Source organism: Acinetobacter sp. CIP A162, assembly GCF_000367905.1.
GTDB lineage: Bacteria > Pseudomonadota > Gammaproteobacteria > Pseudomonadales > Moraxellaceae > Acinetobacter > Acinetobacter lwoffii.
Genome location: NZ_KB849159.1, coordinates 1,539,986 through 1,557,762 on the forward strand (window position 1 = coordinate 1,539,986; position 17,777 = coordinate 1,557,762).

The 17,777-nt window shown below is 44.8% G+C and carries 12 protein-coding genes and 3 tRNA genes; 6 read left to right on the forward strand and 9 right to left on the reverse strand.

From position 1 onward, the window contains the following. Positions 1-43 precede the first annotated feature (43 nt). Both glyS and glyQ read right to left on the reverse strand, forming a co-directional pair. On the reverse strand, positions 44-2,113 hold the full coding sequence (gene glyS / locus F995_RS13640; RefSeq protein ID WP_004278543.1) for a glycine--tRNA ligase subunit beta: 2,070 nt from the start codon (positions 2,111-2,113) through the stop codon (positions 44-46). Continuing rightward, complete coding sequence (gene glyQ, locus F995_RS13645) at positions 2,113-3,096, reverse strand: glycine--tRNA ligase subunit alpha (protein ID WP_004278542.1); 984 nt, start codon at positions 3,094-3,096, stop codon at positions 2,113-2,115. Before glyQ ends, glyS begins: the two co-directional genes overlap by 1 nt. Positions 3,097-3,408: 312 nt before the next feature. Between glyQ and F995_RS13650 the strand changes: the two genes are divergently transcribed. Further along, entirely contained in the window at positions 3,409-4,215 is an 807-nt protein-coding gene (locus tag F995_RS13650) for a transglutaminase-like domain-containing protein (RefSeq protein ID WP_004278541.1), read from the forward strand. 244 nt (positions 4,216-4,459) lie between these two features. Further along, a complete protein-coding gene (locus F995_RS13655) occupies positions 4,460-5,569 on the forward strand; it encodes an HPP family protein (RefSeq protein ID WP_004278539.1) in 1,110 nt (369 codons plus the stop codon). 37 nt (positions 5,570-5,606) lie between these two features. Here the strand turns inward: F995_RS13655 and F995_RS13660 are convergent, their stop codons facing one another. Together F995_RS13660 and F995_RS13665 are read right to left on the reverse strand one after the other, a co-directional pair. Then, a complete protein-coding gene (locus tag F995_RS13660) occupies positions 5,607-5,987 on the reverse strand; it encodes a hypothetical protein (protein WP_004278537.1) in 381 nt (126 codons plus the stop codon). 405 nt (positions 5,988-6,392) lie between these two features. Further along, positions 6,393-6,668, reverse strand: a complete 276-nt coding sequence (locus F995_RS13665) for a PspC domain-containing protein (RefSeq protein ID WP_004278536.1) — start codon at positions 6,666-6,668, stop codon at positions 6,393-6,395. 244 nt (positions 6,669-6,912) lie between these two features. On the opposite strand from F995_RS13665, the gene F995_RS13670 reads away from it, so the two are divergent. Next, positions 6,913-7,602, forward strand: a complete 690-nt coding sequence (locus F995_RS13670) for a hypothetical protein (protein ID WP_004647358.1) — start codon at positions 6,913-6,915, stop codon at positions 7,600-7,602. A 182-nt stretch (positions 7,603-7,784) separates the two neighbouring features. On the opposite strand, the gene F995_RS13675 is transcribed toward F995_RS13670, so the two are convergent. The 5 genes from F995_RS13675 to F995_RS13695 form a co-directional block, all read right to left on the reverse strand. Continuing rightward, a tRNA-Lys gene (locus F995_RS13675) sits at positions 7,785-7,860 on the reverse strand. 72 nt (positions 7,861-7,932) lie between these two features. After that, positions 7,933-8,008: transfer RNA gene (locus F995_RS13680), tRNA-Lys, on the reverse strand. Positions 8,009-8,028: 20 nt separating this feature from the next. Beyond that, positions 8,029-8,104, reverse strand: a tRNA-Lys gene (locus F995_RS13685). A gap of 195 nt (positions 8,105-8,299) precedes the next feature. Then, positions 8,300-10,141 (reverse strand): long-chain-acyl-CoA synthetase, encoded by a 1,842-nt coding sequence (locus F995_RS13690; protein ID WP_004647359.1) that lies wholly within the window; start codon positions 10,139-10,141, stop codon positions 8,300-8,302. Between the two features lie 173 nt (positions 10,142-10,314). Then, positions 10,315-13,794: an Rne/Rng family ribonuclease gene (locus F995_RS13695; protein WP_004647360.1), complete on the reverse strand. Its 3,480-nt coding sequence runs from the start codon at positions 13,792-13,794 to the stop codon at positions 10,315-10,317. A 766-nt stretch (positions 13,795-14,560) separates the two neighbouring features. Here F995_RS13695 and F995_RS13700 point away from each other — a divergent pair. The 3 genes from F995_RS13700 to F995_RS13710 all read left to right on the forward strand — a co-directional run bounded on the left by F995_RS13700 (position 14,561) and on the right by F995_RS13710 (position 17,753). After that, positions 14,561-15,517 carry an RluA family pseudouridine synthase gene (locus F995_RS13700; RefSeq protein WP_004278531.1) on the forward strand — a complete coding sequence of 319 codons (957 nt, stop codon included), beginning with the start codon at positions 14,561-14,563 and terminating at the stop codon, positions 15,515-15,517. Between the two features lie 362 nt (positions 15,518-15,879). Beyond that, positions 15,880-16,548, forward strand: a complete 669-nt coding sequence (locus tag F995_RS13705; protein ID WP_004278528.1) for an HAD-IA family hydrolase — start codon at positions 15,880-15,882, stop codon at positions 16,546-16,548. Between the two features lie 407 nt (positions 16,549-16,955). Beyond that, positions 16,956-17,753 carry a 2-keto-4-pentenoate hydratase gene (locus F995_RS13710; RefSeq protein ID WP_004647361.1) on the forward strand — a complete coding sequence of 266 codons (798 nt, stop codon included), beginning with the start codon at positions 16,956-16,958 and terminating at the stop codon, positions 17,751-17,753. Positions 17,754-17,777: the final 24 nt, after the last annotated feature.

The window sequence follows — 17,777 nt, forward strand, 5'->3', positions numbered from 1 at the left end:
TAACTTATAGCGGGGTTTTGTTTAACTTTCAAGCAATTAAGGCTTAGTGCTGTAACACCGAAATATCTGCCACTTTCGTAAACAACTCACGAAGCTGTGCAAGCATACGTAAACGGTTTGCTTTCAGGTCGGCATCATCCGCCATCACCATGACACCGTCAAAGAATGCATCAACAGGCGCACGAAGTGCAGCAAGTGCAGACAATGCAGCAGTGTAGTCTTTGGCAGCAAATAATGGCTCAACTTGAGGTGCAATCTTAGCAAGTTCAGCGAACAATGCTTTTTCAGCATCTTCAACCAGGTTTGCTTCAACCACTGAACCTTCAGGCGCAGCTTCTTTCGCTAAGATATTCGCAACACGCTTATTCGCAGCAGCAAGCGCAGCAGCTTCAGGTAATGCACGGAAGTGATTGACTGCATTGACACGCTTGTCAAAATCAAGAGGAGATTTTGGTGACAAAGCTTGAACCGCTTGAATCACATCAACAGCCACGCCTTGGTCTTCGTATTTTGCACGGTAACGACCTTCCAAGAATGCAACAGCATCTGCCAAAGTCTTGTCGTGATCTTTCAATACATCGCCATAAGCAGCTAAAGCAAGTTTGATCAGGTCTTCAATTGAAACATCAAGCTCGTTTTCAGTGACAAGACGCAAAATACCAATCGCAGAACGACGAAGTGCAAACGGGTCTTTAGAACCTGTAGGCGCTTGACCGATCCCGAAAATACCAGTCAATGTGTCTAAACGATCCGCAAGGGCAATGGTTGTACCTGTTTTGGTTTTCGGTAAAACGTCACCCGCGAATTTAGGTAAATATTGCTCACCTAAAGACTCAGCCACTTCAGCATTTTCACCTTCAAGACGCGCATAGTAAGTCCCCGCGATCCCTTGAAGTTCAGGGAATTCACCCACAAGCTCAGAGGTTAAGTCACACTTCGCAAGAAGGGCAGCTTTTTCAGCATCTTCCGCTTTTGCACCTGTAATAGGCGCAAGTGCAACAGCCAATTTTGCAATACGTTCAGACTTGTTCCAAAGCGTACCAAGCTCTGCCTGGAAGACCATGTTTGCAAGCTTCTCTTTACGCGATGCAAGCGGTTGCTTTTGATCTTGTAGGAAGAAGAATTCAGCATCAGACAAACGTGGGCGAACAACTTTTTCGTTACCTTCAATGATTTGTGTCGGGTCTTTTGACTCAATGTTTGACACAGTAATGAAGTAAGGCTGTAATTTGTTGTCAGCATTGACTAAGCAGAAGTACTTTTGGTTGTCCTGCATGGTCGTGATCAATGCTTCTTGAGGAACAGCAAGGAAGCGTTCTTCGAAGCTTGCACGTAGCGCAACAGGCCATTCAACCAATGCAGTCACTTCGTCACGAAGATCCGCAGGCACAATTGCAATTGCATTGACTTCATCAGCCAATGCTTTCACTTGTTGGTCGATGGTTGCTTGACGCTCTTCAAATGAAGCCACAACATGCGCTGCTTTTAACTTCGCTAAGTATTCGTCTGCATGCGCTAAAGTGATCGCTTCTGGCGCGTGGAAACGGTGACCAAAAGTCACGTTACCGGCTTTGTGATCTTGAATCGTTGCATCAACTACGTCGTTGTCTTTTAACAACACAACCCATTTTACTGGACGTACGAATTCAGTACGGCTTGCCGCAGAACGCATACGTTTTGCAATTGGAAGGTTATCCAAGGCATTTTGTAAAATTTGTGGAAGTAAAACGTCGAGGCTTTGACCTTTTACGTCTTTTAAGTAGCAAACTTTTTCAACTTTACCCGCTTGGAAAGTTGATACTTGATCAACTGTGATGCCTTGACCACGCATAAAGCCTTCTAAAGCTTTAGTCGGGTTACCTTCAGCATCAAACGCTGCCTGTTTGGCAGGGCCGTCAAAACGTTTTTGTGTATCTGCTTGCGCAGCATCAACGTTGACAATTTTAAGCGCAAGACGACGTGGTGCTGCATAAGCTTCGATTGAATCAAAAGCAAGACCAGCATCTTTTAAGCCTTTTACGGTTTCTGCATGTAAGGCATCACGTAATTTTTTTAAGCTTTTTGGTGGAAGTTCTTCACAACCCAATTCGAACAAAACGGTATGTTTAGACATTATTTGCTCTCCTTGTTTGCTTCTTTCGCTTCTGCTTCAACTTGTGCTTTTAACTGTGCCAACACTTCATCACGTAACGCTGGTTCAGCCATTGGGAAACCAAGTTCCGCACGTGCTGCTACATAACTTGTCGCAATAGAACGTGCCAAGGTACGTACACGTAAAATGTAACGTTGACGTTCAGTCACAGAAATCGCGCCACGCGCATCTAATAAGTTGAAGCTGTGTGATGCTTTCACGACTTGCTCATATGCAGGAAGTGGAAGTTTCGCTTCGATCAAACGCGTTGCTTCAGCTTCGTAGAAATCGAACAATTCAAACATTTTTTCAACGTTTGCATATTCGAAGTTATAGGTCGATTGTTCCACTTCATTTTGATGGAACACATCGCCATAAGTTACCGTACCGAACTGACCTTTGGTCCACACCAGATCATAAACAGAGTCTACACCCTGCAAGTACATTGCAAGACGTTCAAGACCGTAAGTGATTTCACCAGTCACTGGGTAGCATTCAACACCACCGACTTGCTGGAAGTAAGTGAACTGCGTCACTTCCATACCATTGAGCCAAACTTCCCAGCCTAGGCCCCAAGCACCCAGTGTTGGAGATTCCCAGTTGTCTTCCACGAAACGGATATCGTGTACCAGTGGGTCAATACCGATCGCTTTAAGCGAATCAAGATAAAGCTGCTGGATGTTGTCCGGGTTTGGCTTAAGCACCACCTGGAATTGGTAATAATGTTGCAAACGGTTCGGGTTTTCACCATAACGGCCATCTTTCGGACGGCGTGACGGTTGAACATAAGCGGCATTCCAGGTTTCAGGACCCAGTGCACGAAGGAAAGTCGCAGTGTGGAATGTCCCTGCACCCATTTCCATATCATAAGGTTGCAAAATGACGCAGCCTTGCTCCGCCCAGTAAGTTTGTAAGGCAAGAATTAAGCCTTGGAAGGTATCAATATGCGATATGGCGCGACTCATGGTCATCCACTTAAAATTAGAGAAAAATTGTGCTCAATTATAAGGACTTTGCAGGGGAGTGGCAAAGGGTTAATGTAGGGATACTTTTTTGAAAAAAATAAAACAGGCTTAAAGGATACGTGGCATTTAGAGGCTTACTGCGATTTTAGCTGTACTGGTCGATACAGGCTGATCTGAAAATCAGGAATAAATCTGATATATGGCATGCTGTTAACTGGAGAGTCATAAAGTTCAACGGATCTCATACGATTGCGATCCTCAAATTAGTTTAATATTCACGCAATATAATAACGCTTAAAAATAAGGAACTTCATGACCACTTACCAAATTCAATGCCATTTAAAATACAAGGTCGTGCAACCGACAGAATTTATTTTTATGCTTCAGGCGGCACATCATTCCGATCAGAAGATTCTTGAAGAACAACTCAGCTTTAATCTGCCCGTAGCATGGCATGAATTTCAGGATGCCCAGCATCAAAATCGACATGTTCGGCTACAGGTCGAACCCTGTGAAACTTTTGAGCTGAATTATACGGCGACAGTAGTCCGTCATCCGAGCCTCTCTCTGGAACTTCAGCAGGGTCTAAAAGAAGTGGCCATTCCTGAGCTGCCCGATGAAGTATTGCCTTATTTGCTGGCCAGCCGTTACTGCAATTCGGATTTATTGCTGGAAATGGCGAAACGCTCATTTGGCTGGATGACACCGGGCTATACGCGGGTCAAAGCCATTGAACAGTGGATTTATAACAATATTTTTTATGTATCTGGCAGTTCCGACCAATTTACCACTGCCACAGATGTACTGGTGCATCGTGCAGGCGTATGTCGTGACTTTGCCCATTTGGGCATTGCGCTGTGCCGTGCTTTGGGAATTCCGGCACGCATGGTGGTCGGTTATGTGGAAATTGAAAAGTTTTTACCCGATTTTCATGCTATTTTTGAAGCGTATTTAGACGGTGGCTGGGTGCAGTTTGATCCGACCCGTTTGGCTCCGGTCGAAAATCTCATTCGGATCGGTACTGGAGTCGATGCCGGAGATGTGGCATTTTCAACCTATTATGGTGAGGTCGAACTGTTAAAAATCCAGCCACTGATTCAACCTGAAATGAGCCATTAAGCTGTTTTAAAAAAATTTGAACAACGATTTAAGCAGAAGGTTAGAAAGGATTTTTCCATACAAATGACTACCGGTAATAAAGTGATCATTCTATAAAAAGCCGAATGAATGTTTTAATCTGAGTGAAATATTATTTTAAAAAGCCTGCATTCGCGAATGATGAAAAGATGTAAAACACAGATGCCTTTCATCGGGCTTGGTTCTATAATGCCCAAAATCTACAAACAATAAGATCAGGCGCACTGTGTTTCATTCCCATCTCGACTGGCTCAATACCTTAAAACCAAATTTCAAAGTCCTTCCACTCAAAGACCGTTTGCTCTGCGGAGTTGGAGCACTATTGGGTTTGGTGGTTTCGTCTTTGTTGAGTTTATGGATTCTGGGGGATTTTGAAGCCTGGTATATTGCCCCGATGGGCGCATCCTCGGTATTGCTGTTTGCAGTGCCTGCCAGTCCTCTGGCACAGCCCTGGAATATTCTGGTCGGCAATACCATTGCTGCGGTGATTGGCGTGAGCTGTGCCTTGTTAATTGCCAGTCCGACCGAAGCCTTTAGTGTCGCCGTGGCCTTGGCGATTGTCCTGATGATGACCACAGATTCCCTGCATCCACCGAGTGGCGCCGTGGCCATTACCGCAGTGCTGGGTGGCCAGCCGGTGCATGAACTGGGTTATGCCTTTGTATTTTATCCGGTGCTGCTCAATTCAATTCTGCTCATGGTGATTGCGATTGTCTTTAACCGGATGATTGGCAAGGATTATCCACAGCAAGCCCAGTTAAATACCCGTTCCAAGGATCCGACGCCGACCCAGAAAGTCACCATTCAACCTCAGGATATTCAGGAAGTGCTGGATCAGCGCACCGAGCTGCTGGACATCAGTGAATATGACCTGCAAAAAATCATTATGGAGGCACAAAACCGCGCCAATGCGCGTGCAGTGCATGAATTTAGCTGCCAGGATATTATGACCAAGGATGTGGCAACCCTGCATGAAAATGATGATATTCAGCACGCACTGGACAAGTTCAAACAGATGAACCTGATGAGCCTGCCCGTCGTTAATGCCGATGAACAACTGGTCGGTACACTGGCAATGTATCAGGTGGTGGAATGGTTCAAGCGCGCTGCCGATGTGCGCAGTAGCTGGGAACATCAGGTCAAACATATCATGACCCGTAAGGTGATCACAGTGCAGCCTTTACAACCCATTCAGGATCTGGTGCCATATTTTGTCGAGCGTTCCTTCAACTATATTCCGGTGGTGAGCGAGCAGAAATTGGTGGGAATTATCAGCCGGGCAGACATGATTGCCGCACTCAATCAGGAGCTGAATCATTTTAAAATGAAAGCTTAAAACCGGATTAAAACAGAAGTTAACAGGCAGGGCGTGATCAACTCTGGTCAGCTTGCCAGCTGAGAAAACTGTAAAATAGTGCCATCGGCAGGGAAAAACACAGCAGAAACAAAAAATGGGAACTAAAATTTTCACTTGGAGGATGCGAGATATAAGCCAGAATCAGGGTTCCCAGTACGCAGCTCATTAAAATCGTGATGATATTAAACAGCTGATAATGGCATAGCAGCAGGTGAGTCACTAATAGAAAAGGAAAGACCATCACCCAGTAAGTCAGGCAGACAAAAAAGCTAATAAAAAGCGCTGCAAACAGACTCTTGAAAATGGAGAAAACCCCATAACTGACTTCATGAAATAGCGCATAAGGGAATAAAATTACAGCGATGATCAAAGGTGCAAGCGCGAGGTTAAATGTCATTTTCCAGGGAGAATTCTGGATCGGTCGGGATATGAACTGAAATATCTTATCCATAAATGATTTAACGCTTCTATGATTTTTAGACTATATGAAATTTATACTTTTTTATTTTTAGAGCATACACTTTTTACGATCAGCGACAGCTTAAAAATACGTTAAGTGAATGCTAAAAATATATTTAAGCAGATTTTTTTATATCAATCGCAGGATGCAGTTGATCTTGAATCAATCTGAAAGATAAACAGAGAGGCTAAAGCTCAGTCATCATAAAAGATAGGCAAAAAAAGCCACGATAACTTGGGGAAATTACCGTGGCATCAAAATTTCATCCCATTTAACCGGGGTGAAAGAGGAAGCTCTGCGATGAAACTGGTTAAGAACGCTTGTTAAAAATGACTGTACAGCTTAATAGCGTTTATCCTGATTCACTGTACGCACAGGATTTTGATAGCCCTGAGGTTGATGAACGCTGTCATGATCAATTCTGTACTGTTTTTTCGGCATGATTAACCACAACACCAGATAAACCAAAATACCCGGGAAGGCGGCACTCATGATTGAAATCACCACAAAAATTAGACGTAATAAATTTGCGTTCCAACCAAAACGTTCAGCAATACCACCCATCACACCTGCAATCATGTTTGAGCGGTTAGAGCGATATAAACCAACATTGGCCATTAAAATCTCCTGATTAAAAATAGGTGTGAATCCTAAAACTAGATCCATACTTAAAGAAATGGAGTTTGCTTAAGCTTTTTAAAGTGCTGATTAAAAATAAAATCGTTAAGTAATGTTAATAAAGATTAAAACCAGATCTAAGAGCTACTAACATAGTGAAAATTCTATTGAACTCTTGTGTAAAGTTCAGCAGCTTTGCTGTGTGCTTTTTGCTCGCCATTTTTCCTATTTAGGTTTATTAAAAATGAAATTGGATGTATCCCGTTGTACATTAAGCAGTTTTTTTAAATGTAGCCTGGTGTTGGGGAGTATGGTGATTTTGCAGGCTTGTGATCAGCAGCAAGTCAAACCTGAACAGGAAAGTCAGGCGACCTCAGAAGAAGGTGTTAAAATTTCCGCTGCCAATACAAAGGCCGATGTAGTGACCGTCAGTGCCAAATCCTTAACTCAGGTCGCAGGGCAGGCGACTCTTCCGGCAGAAGCTGATTTAAACCCGGCAACTGTACCAGAGGATGCCAAGGCGTTTATAGGCCGCTATCATACTGAAATCGACTGTGATGGCCGCTTTGCGCCTTGTACTGAAGGCAAGGCAGAATTTATTTTGACTCTGATGCCGGATGGTACGGTGCATCGCAGCATTTTACAGTATGGCAAAGTATTTATTGATAATACCAAAAACAGCACGGCTCACAATATCACCTACCGTAAAGACCGCTGGTTTATCAATCCGGAACGTACCGATGTGGTAGTGAATCGCAAAGAAGGGGCGAGCTTTTACTATAAGATTAAAGATTCAAATCACTTGGTCATGAATCTGGAAAAAATCTATAGTGAAAAGGAAAGAACCAACCGGGAATTATTTGATCGCGGTTATCCGGCACCTTCAAAAGCCTATGAACTGGTCAAAGACACATCCTTTCATATTCAAAAATAATGCCTGATAAAAATTGGCTGATCTGGTCGAAAGCTTAATTCAAATACGATTTAGATTAGACAATAAAGGCGAGTGGTGGGAACGCGTGAGCATAAAATCTAGGCGCAGAAATACACGACCAAAACATCGTAATCTAATTAAAATATAATGAAGTAAATCAGAGAAACATTCTAAGGAAAGAATGGTGGGTCGTCCGCGATTCGAACGCGGGACCAACGGATTAAAAGTCCGCTGCTCTACCAGCTGAGCTAACGACCCTGAGGAATAAAAATGATGACCATTTTTATGACGCAAGAGTGTGGTGTACTTTTACGTGATCCTTTCGGAAGATGGTGGGTCGTCCGCGATTCGAACGCGGGACCAACGGATTAAAAGTCCGCTGCTCTACCAGCTGAGCTAACGACCCATCAAGGAATATCAAATAAGTGGTGGGTCGTCCGCGATTCGAACGCGGGACCAACGGATTAAAAGTCCGCTGCTCTACCAGCTGAGCTAACGACCCTGAACCATCATTCAAACCAGGTTTGAATGTGCAGTGCAAGTCAAGCTAAATAGCTTAAAGCACCACTTTGTTTGATGGAGCGTATTGTAGCAAGATCTCATTTCAGCGCAAGCAAAAAATAACAAAGTTGCCCATGTTTGATTATAAATACAACAATTATGCTTTATCTAAACAAAAAATAGGCAACTTCAGTACTTAGAAGCGATATTGATAAGCCTGAATATTGGCAAAAATCTCTGCGGTGAGCTCGGAATATGCCGTTGCACCTGGCAATAACACCAGCAGGCGTTCATCGGTTTTACTCGGATCAAATGCTTGCTCTTTCAATTTATTTTTCTGGTATTTAAAGGTACCTGTAGTTTCAATCTGCTGTTGTATACGTAAAAATACCGGTACCGCATAAGCCGGCAAGCATTTTTTAAAGCAAGCGGCCATGGCTGCTAAATCTGCATCATCCAATTTTACATCGGGTTGCAGGGTAATCGCGGCCATACCGGCACGACCATTGGTATTGGGAATTTCTACGCCATACACCACCGCTTCAACGATTTTGTCATACTCGGTCAGCATGTTTTCCACTTCAGTGGTGGAAACATTCTCACCTTTCCAGCGGAAAGTCTCGCCTAAACGATCAACAAACTGCGCATGACGGAAGCCGATATTGCGCACCAGATCTCCGGTATTGAAGTAAGCATCACCTTGGGTAAATACATCCTGCATGATGACTGACTTGTTTTTTTCCGGATCGGTATAGCCATCAAAGGGTGAACGGCGGGTAATTTTACCAATTAATAAACCAGTTTCGCCTTTTTTCACCCGTTTGCAATGGCCTTTGGCATCCCGTACCGGCTCATTTTTATCTTTATCAAAGGCAATAATCGCATACGGTGTGGGTGAGAAACCGACGGTATTGTCAAAATTGAAAATATTGCTAAAACCGACATTGCCTTCACTAGAGGCATACAGTTCCAGCACTTCCTGAATGCCAAAACGGGATTTAAATTTATCCCAGATATTTGGGCGTATGCCATTCCCAATCATCTTAGTCACGCGGTGACCTTTTTCCAGTTCAGATGGGGGAGCATCCATCAGATAGCGGCACAACTCACCGACATAACCAATCGCAGAGGCATCAAATTTTTGCACATCCTTCCAGAAAGAAGAGGTCGAAAATTTACGGCGAATAGCCAGGGTGCTGCTCCCTGCAATGACACCGCACCAGCACACCACCATGCCTGTGGCATGATAAAGCGGCAGGGTACAGTACATCACATCATCTTTATTGAGATTCAGCACATGCCCATAGGTGCCATAAGCCAGCGTCCAGCGACCATTGGTAAAGATCACCGCTTTAGGTAGACCCGTGGTGCCCGAGGTGTAAATATAGAACAGCCCGTCTTTGCCCTGTACCGAATGAGTAGTTGATGGATTGAATTTGGGAGCAAGATCGGTTTTTTCAGCCAGGTTGATAAAGCCTTCAGGCGCCTGACCCGGATCGGCTTGAGTGTTTTGATCTGCAAACCAGTGCAGGCGGTCACTGCTAATATTCAGGTCATTACGAATCTCGTTAACTGCATGACGGCACTCTTCGCCGACAATCAGGGCAATCGGTTTGACCAGATTGATACTGTGCGTCAGCACCTTGCCGACTTGAGAGGTATTCACTAAAGCGGTCGTCACACCCAGTTTGGCCAGACCAATTACACTGGCAATCAGTTCAGGACGGTTCTCGACCATGACGGCAACGACATCACCTTTCTTGGCACCCAAGGATAGATAGAAATGGGCAATCTGGTTGGCCCAGGCATTGAGAGCAGCATAGCTATAGCTTTGCTCTTCAAAACGCAAGGCAATGCCTTCCGGGTTACGCTTGGTGGCTTTTTCAAAAGCCAGACCCAGGCCGGCCGGTGTGTTCGGAGTACGTAAATATGCCTGTCTTAGACCAGTGAGCAAATTGGGCACTTTGGTCAAGAAAGCCGGGATTTTGGCAGCGACATCTGCAATCCCAATCAGATCGTGTGGTTTCATTTGGGTCATGAGAATCCTATTTATTTTTCGTATCCGATACGTTCAATTTATATACAGTAGACGAGCTAGCCATCTTTTAGCGTTAAAACACTAGTGCAATCAACCTATTCTGACTAAATCTAGCAAAAAAAACCTAGTCACCGAAATGACTAGGTTTTTTTATATGACTGCAATTGAGCAAATTATGATTCAGTTGCAGTATTGGCTTTTTTCGGTGGACGACCACGTGGACGACGTGGACGAGCAGCCTGTTTCTCCGCTTTTTCAGCTTCGCTGGCTTCAGTGTCTTCTGTTGTTACTTCGGCCTGATCTTGGGCTTCTGTAACAGGAGCTTGTGATTCAGCATTTGCTTCAACTGGCGCAGCATCTTCAGGTTGAGCTTCAGTCACTGGAGTCTCTTCTGCAGGAGCTGCATCTACTGGTGCCGTCGTTTCAGTGGCTTGTTCAGCTGGCTGAGCATTTACGGTTTCTTCAATAGCTACTTCAGTGGCTACTGGAGTTTCAGTTGCTGCTGCTTCAGCTGACTCTGCTTGCGCTTCTGCTGCTACAGGTGCTTCTGGCGCAGTTTCAACTGCCGGAGCTGTTTCTACTTTAGCCTGTTGCTTGGCTTGTTGTAGGGCCTGTTCTGCAGCCTGTTTAGCTAGACGGCGACGCTCACGTGGATCGTTTGCGACACGTTTGTCCGACACCGGTTTTGGTGGAGTCAGGTCCAGAACTGGAGCAGGCTCTGCTTCAACCTTGGCTACGGTTACTTGAACATCACGGGTAACCGGTTTTTTCTCTGCGGCAGGCGATGCTGCAGCCACCAGACTCGCGTTGTACTCTTTTGTGAACTTCTCTAGAGCACGGTTGAAGGTTGGCAATAAACCAAACTGTTCAATCAGTACGGAGCAGTCTTCACCATAAACATGGCGAATCAGGCTACCAATGGTGAACTGACCCAATGTTGGTACTTGTGACGGAGTCAACTTCTGAACTGTGGCCTGTTGAGGCTGGCCTTCACGCTGCTGACGGCGACGCTGACGCGGATCGTTGCTGGCACGTGGTTTTTCAGCACTTGATTCTTCAGTTGGCACAACTTCTTCAACAGGGGCTGTCAGTGCAGCTTCCACTACATTTTCAGCCGCGGCTTCTTCAACTGGCGCATCTGCCAGTGCAGTAACTTCAACCGCTGGCGTTGCAACTGCAGCATTGTCATTCAATGCCACGATTTCGCTTTTTGCCTGGTCAATATTCACGACCATAGCGGTTGGCATCACGACTTGACGTGGTGCATCAACCAATTCAACACGAAGCTGCTTGTCGTTGACTGCTGGAGCTTCAACGACTGCAGGTGCTGCTTGTTGAGCCTGCTCATTCAGCACGCTTGGATCGCGGTGGCGATTTGGACGTTCCTGACGTGGCTGGTTACGGCGGTCACGACGTGGCATTGCCTGTTGTGGCTGTTGTTCATTGTTTTGAACATCATTTTGCTGAGATGGCTCGTTGTGATGCTGACGGCGAGAATTACGCTTGTTTTCACGTGCTTCATGACGTTGCTCTTGACGAGATACCTGAACCACTTCTTCATGCACCTGATGTTGCTGAGGAGCGGAAGCTTCAGACTGAACCTGCTCACGCGGTTCTTTGTGCTTCGGATTACGTGGTTTTTTGTTGTTATGACGCGGTGCTCTTTCATCACGTTCAGCCGGTTTTTCAGCATCACGTTCCTGTTTTTGCGCTACAGTCGATGGTGCCAGGTAAGCATTGCTGCTTGCCGGAGCAGCAGGTTGAGATACTTGCTGTGGAGCAGGTTGTGCCACCGGTGCAGACAATTGACCGAACTGACCACGGCTCACCGCACCGCCATTGATCATTTGTTCAATTGCTGCAGCTGCATTGTTGGCAGTACGCGATTGATCAACAGTCGCAGCCTGTTTTTGAACAAAGAGGTTTTCTAACCAGGCACATGGGCTAGATGCAGGAGCAGCAACTTGTGCTTGGGCAGGAGCTTGTTGCGCAACAGGTACTTGCTGTGCATTTTGGTTTTGCTGGTTACGGCGTTTATTGTTTCTGCCGTTGTTTTGCTGTTGAGCAGGCGCTGGTGCAGCAGCATGCGTATGTTGTTCTTCTTCTAAATGCCATTCAGATGACTCATAGCCCAACTCTTTTTCACTTGAACGAGTTGCTTCAGTACGTTCATAGCTGGTTGGTGCAAAGCCTTCGGCATTATAAGTGATTTCATAATGCGGTGTTTCCAGATGCGGATGCGGCAGCACAGTGACACGTACATTTGAAGTCTGTTCTAAATAGACCAAGGTGTGACGTTTTTCATTCAATAAGAAGGCAGCAATTTCGACTGGAACTTCGACTTGAACTTCACCATGACGTTCACGTAACGCGATCTCTTCCACTTTACGCATAATCGAAAGTGATAAAGAACGAAGATCACGAACCATGCCGGTACCATGGCAGCGTGGGCAAACGTAGCCAGTCGCTTCTTCAAGAGAAGGACGCAGACGTTGACGGCTCATTTCCATCAAACCAAAACGTGACAATTGACCGAACTGGATACGGGCACGGTCACTTTGCGTCGCTTCACGCAGCTTCGCTTCCACCATACGCTGGTTGCGGTCTTTAGTCATGTCGATGAAGTCGATCACCACCAGACCACCGATATCACGTAAACGTAATTGACGCGCGATTTCTTCTGCCGCTTCAATATTGGTATTTAACGCGGTGTCTTCAACGTCGCTACCGCGAGTCGATTTTGCTGAGTTAATGTCAATTGACACTAAAGCTTCAGTTTGGTCGATCACGATCGAACCGCCAGAAGGCAATTTTACTTCACGTTCATAAGCGGTTTGAATTTGACTTTCAATCGCGAAATGCGCGAATAAAGGTTCATTTAAGGTATAAGTTTTCAGTTTTTCTAACTGACGTGGCATTACCGCTTTTACGAAGTTATAGGCTTCGTTATAGGCTTGTTCTGAGTCAATCAGGATTTCAGCAACATCATCACGCAGGTAGTCACGAATGGCACGTGTTACCACGCCCGCTTCCTGATGTACCAACATTGGCGATGGACCTGAACTTGCCGTGCTCTGGATTTGTGCCCAAAGGTCTAACAAGTGCTGTAAGTCGAGTTGCAATTCTTCTTGTGAACGACCGATCCCGGCAGTACGCACAATCACACTCATACCACGTGGCACGTTCAGTGTTGCCAGCATTTCTTTCAGTTCTTCACGCACTGAACCAGAAATCTGACGGCTGATACCACCACCTTTCGGGTTGTTTGGCATCAAGACCAAATAACGGCCAGCAAGTGAGATAAAAGTAGACAAGGCAGCGCCTTTATTACCACGCTCTTCTTTTTCCACCTGAACCAGAAGCTCGGTGCCTTCAGTGATCAGTTCACGGATATTCGAAGTTTGGCGAGGATCGGCTTTGTAATATGAATTTGCGATTTCACGCATTGACAGGAAGCCTTGGCGACCTGCACCGTATTCAACGAATACAGCTTCTAAAGAAGGCTCAACGCGAGTCACGTGACCTTTATAGATATTGGATTTTTTTTGTTCACGGGTACGATTTTCTAAATCAAAATCGTAAAGACGCTGACCAGTGACAAGTGCAACGCGAATTTCTTCGGCATGTGTTGCATTAATCAACATACGTTTCATGGGTGTAACACCTTATAGTGATACACAGCAAAAAATCGCTATACACGTAGCGAACATCACACATCACGGATCAATGGCTCAAATCTGCAATGAATTTCATTGTGGTTTGAGTCTTTTATGACCGAGCTCTATTTAATATAGATGGGCTTCGGTTTTTGATTCACGTATTGATGATGGCAATACGGCTTCAATCTTTAAACGGATTAAAGTCACCTGAACGCTTCACTGGCGGACGAGCGGTGCATTGGATGTGTGTAACTTTCACTGTCACATTGCTCGAAGATCATCCCTTCTTTATAGAAAGTGTCTTGATACGGAATTGTCGTCGTATCTTTACAAACTGTGCAGATCCAATGCATCAACGCTGTAGCCTGAAGTCGTCTTCAGGTTGCGACTAATCTGATGTGTATCAGTTTACGTTTAAAAACCAACAAAGTTGGCGACATATTTTTTAAGACAAACTGATTTATGTACCTGAGGTACAATTAAACGCAACAGTTTGCTTTGTTTGCCGATATAATAAGCCTTCGGCGTGGCATAATTCTTTGGGGACCTTCCCGTATCATGTGAGTCTTTAATTGAACAATCAAGTTCAGAAAAATCTGAAATGATTCAACTTTTACTCACAAACGATGGTTTCCGTGCGCTGACTATATCAAACCTTGCATCATCTGCCTATGGGCTAAGCTTATGTTTCTTGTGTAAAGCATAACCTAAGTGATCAGTTTTTAATCAATTTTAGTATTTTTTGGGTCATAGTAACTGTATGAATTCTACGCAACAATGGCAAAACGTCACTTGGTTTGAAGTGGATGAACATCAAGATGGACAACGCATCGATAATTTCTTGTTTAGTCGTCTGAAAGGTGTGCCAAAAAGCCGTATCTATCGTCTGATTCGTGAAGGCCAGGTTCGCGTTAATAAAAAACGCATTAAAGCAGAAACCAAACTTGCAATCGGTGACCAGATTCGCGTTGCGCCGATTCGCTATGAACAAAAAGATGAATCTGCAGCACCGGTTTCCGACAAAGTGGCACAAGGCTTATTGGCCCGTGTGATTTATGAAGATGAAGGTCTGATGGTCGTGAATAAGCCATCCGGGATTGCCGTGCATGGCGGTAGCGGTGTGGCCTATGGTCTGATTGAAGGCTTACGTGCAGCAACCGGTAAAAAGTATCTGGAACTGATTCACCGGATTGACCGTGATACTTCCGGTCTGGTGATGATTTCCAAAAAGCGTAGCGTGTTGAAAACATTACAAGATATGTTGCGTGAACATAAAATCAAAAAAACCTATGCCGCTGTAGTAAAAGGGCAGGTCAGTCTGGATAAACAGCTGATTGATGCACCTTTACATCGTTACGAGCTGGCCAATGGTGAACGTCGTGTCTGCGTGTCCCCGAAAGAAGGTAAAGAGTCTAAAACCCAGTGGAATGTGCAGGAACGTTTTATGCATGCCACACTGGTGTATGCATCTCCGCTTTCTGGTCGTACCCATCAGATTCGTGTTCATGGTTTGAGTATTGGTCATCCGCTAGTAGGCGATGAAAAGTATGGTCATGAAACAGAATATCGTGGGCCAAAACCACGCCGTTTGTGTTTACATGCAATGCGTCTGGACATTCCGGGCTATCCAGCAATTGAAGCACCATTGCCAGAAGATATGCAGAGTCTGGTGGCGCAGTTAAGAGCGCAGAAAGCGGATAAACCGGCTGCCCAATAAGGACTTATTTTTTCTTTTAATAAATTTAATCCACCCTCACCCTCCTTTGAAAAAGGAGGGAATTCCCCTATTTCTTAAAGATGAAGAACATTGTTCCGCAAGAGGGGAGATTAAATTTCGAAAGAATCCTCTCCCTGAGCAGCACTGCTGCGCAAGTCTCCTTCTTGCACGTCTTTTAAAGCAGTGCTTTAAACTCGTTCAGGAGATGGAACGTTACTTATTAAAGAGCAATGTTGAGTTAAAACTTCATTGATAATTCGACTTTATTGGTTCTTTTAATAAAGTCATTGGCTTAAGAATGAAAAAATCTCTCTCCTTGTAGGAGAGGACGTCAAGACTGAATCAAATCTAGGAAACCTTATATGAACTCACCTGCAAAATTGGTCATTTTTGATTGGGATGGCACTTTATTTGATTCAGTTGGTCAAATCGTGGCGAGTTTGCAGTTTGCCGCACAGCAATTTCAGCAGCCTTTAACGAATGCAGATGCCAAAAGCATTATTGGCCTAGGTTTGCCTGAAGTCGCGCAGCGTTTATTCCCGGCAGTACCAGAATTACATACGGATATTTTGCAGGCTTATTCCGACCATTATGTTGCCAACTCGTCAGGAGATTCCTGGTTTGAAGGCGTAGCGCACATGCTCGCAGATTTACAGCAGCAAGGCGTAAAGCTGGCTGTTGCTACAGGTAAAAGTCGTAAAGGTCTGGATCGTGTATTGAAACAGACGAACAGTGAGGAGCTGTTTGTGACTACGCGCGCAGCCAGCGAAACCCATTCTAAACCTCATCCATTAATGTTAGAAGAAATTCTGGCGGAAACCGGTGTGCAGGCTGAACATGCCATCATGGTCGGTGATACGTCTTATGATCTGGAAATGGCGCAAAATATTGCCATGCCAAGTGTTGGCGTAAGTTATGGCGTACATGCGCCTGAACTTTTGGCTCAATTTAATCCAGTCTGTATCGTGGATGATGTGGCTGCTTTGCATAGTGCATTGTTGGCTAAAGTCCAATGGAAACCAGCAGTTTAATCCAGTATCTTGGTTGCAGTGCAAGGAATGTATTTCCCCGGTTTAAATTGGCTGGGGAATGCGGCAGATTTAAGCGCTGGTTCTTATCTTTTAGTCTAAAGTCGTAATTGTACTGATTTTATTCGGTCATATTACGGCAGTTATTTTGCTAAATAGAGATGTGTTTTAAATAATAAGATTTTGTTTTATTTCGTTTTTTATAAATTATTCTTATAGATAATAGCTATAGCAAAAAATAAAATAACTATTGGCACAAACGCCGGATTTTTCCCATCCTAAAACTGTTTATTCCTATGCTCGCTCTGAGAAAGGCAGTCCATGCGGATGATCAGCCTGATCATGTCCCTATTTTCTGTCCCTCTTAGATCCCGGCATAAGCCTAATTTTTGCAGTTTAAGGAAACATTGATGTCGAATTCTGCTGTTGTTGAATCAGTTGCACAAGCACTTCGTAGCGCTGAATTATCACAAACTGCGATTGCACCGATTCGCCCGGAACTTGGCGGTGAAAGTGCTGACGTAGATATCGCCTATGCCGTTCAGGAAGTGAATACCGAGCGTGCTTTGTCTGAAGGTCGCCGTCTGGTGGGTCGTAAAATCGGTTTGACGTCTAAAGTCGTTCAAGCGCAACTGGGTGTAGATCAGCCGGATTTCGGTATGTTATTTGCCGATATGGCTTATGGCGATGGTGAAGCAATTCCAGCCGGCCTTCTGATTCAGCCGAAAGTTGAAGCAGAAATCGCATTGGTGATTAACCAGGATTTAACCAAAGAAAAACACACGTATGCAGACATTATCAGCGCAACTGATTATGCACTGCCTGCAATTGAAGTGGTCGATAGCCGTATCGAAAACTGGAAAATTAGCCTGATTGATACTGTGGCGGATAACGCATCTTCTGCTGCATTTGTCTTGGGTTCTCAGCCGGTTAAGTTAGAAAAACTTGATCTTGTGAACTGCAAGATGGTGATGACGCGCGGTGAGGAAGTCGTTTCTCAAGGCGTGGGTAAAGCATGTCTTGCAAACCCATTGAATGCTGCTGTTTGGCTTGCAGATGAAATGGTGCGTCGTGGCCGTCCGCTTTTAAAAGGCGACATCATCTTGACGGGTGCTTTAGGTCCAATGGTTGTGGCGCAACCAGGTGATGAATTCAAGGTTGAAATTGAAGGCTTCGGTTCAGTAACCGCTGCATTCGCTGCTGAATAATCAAGATTCCAAGAGAGTACATTC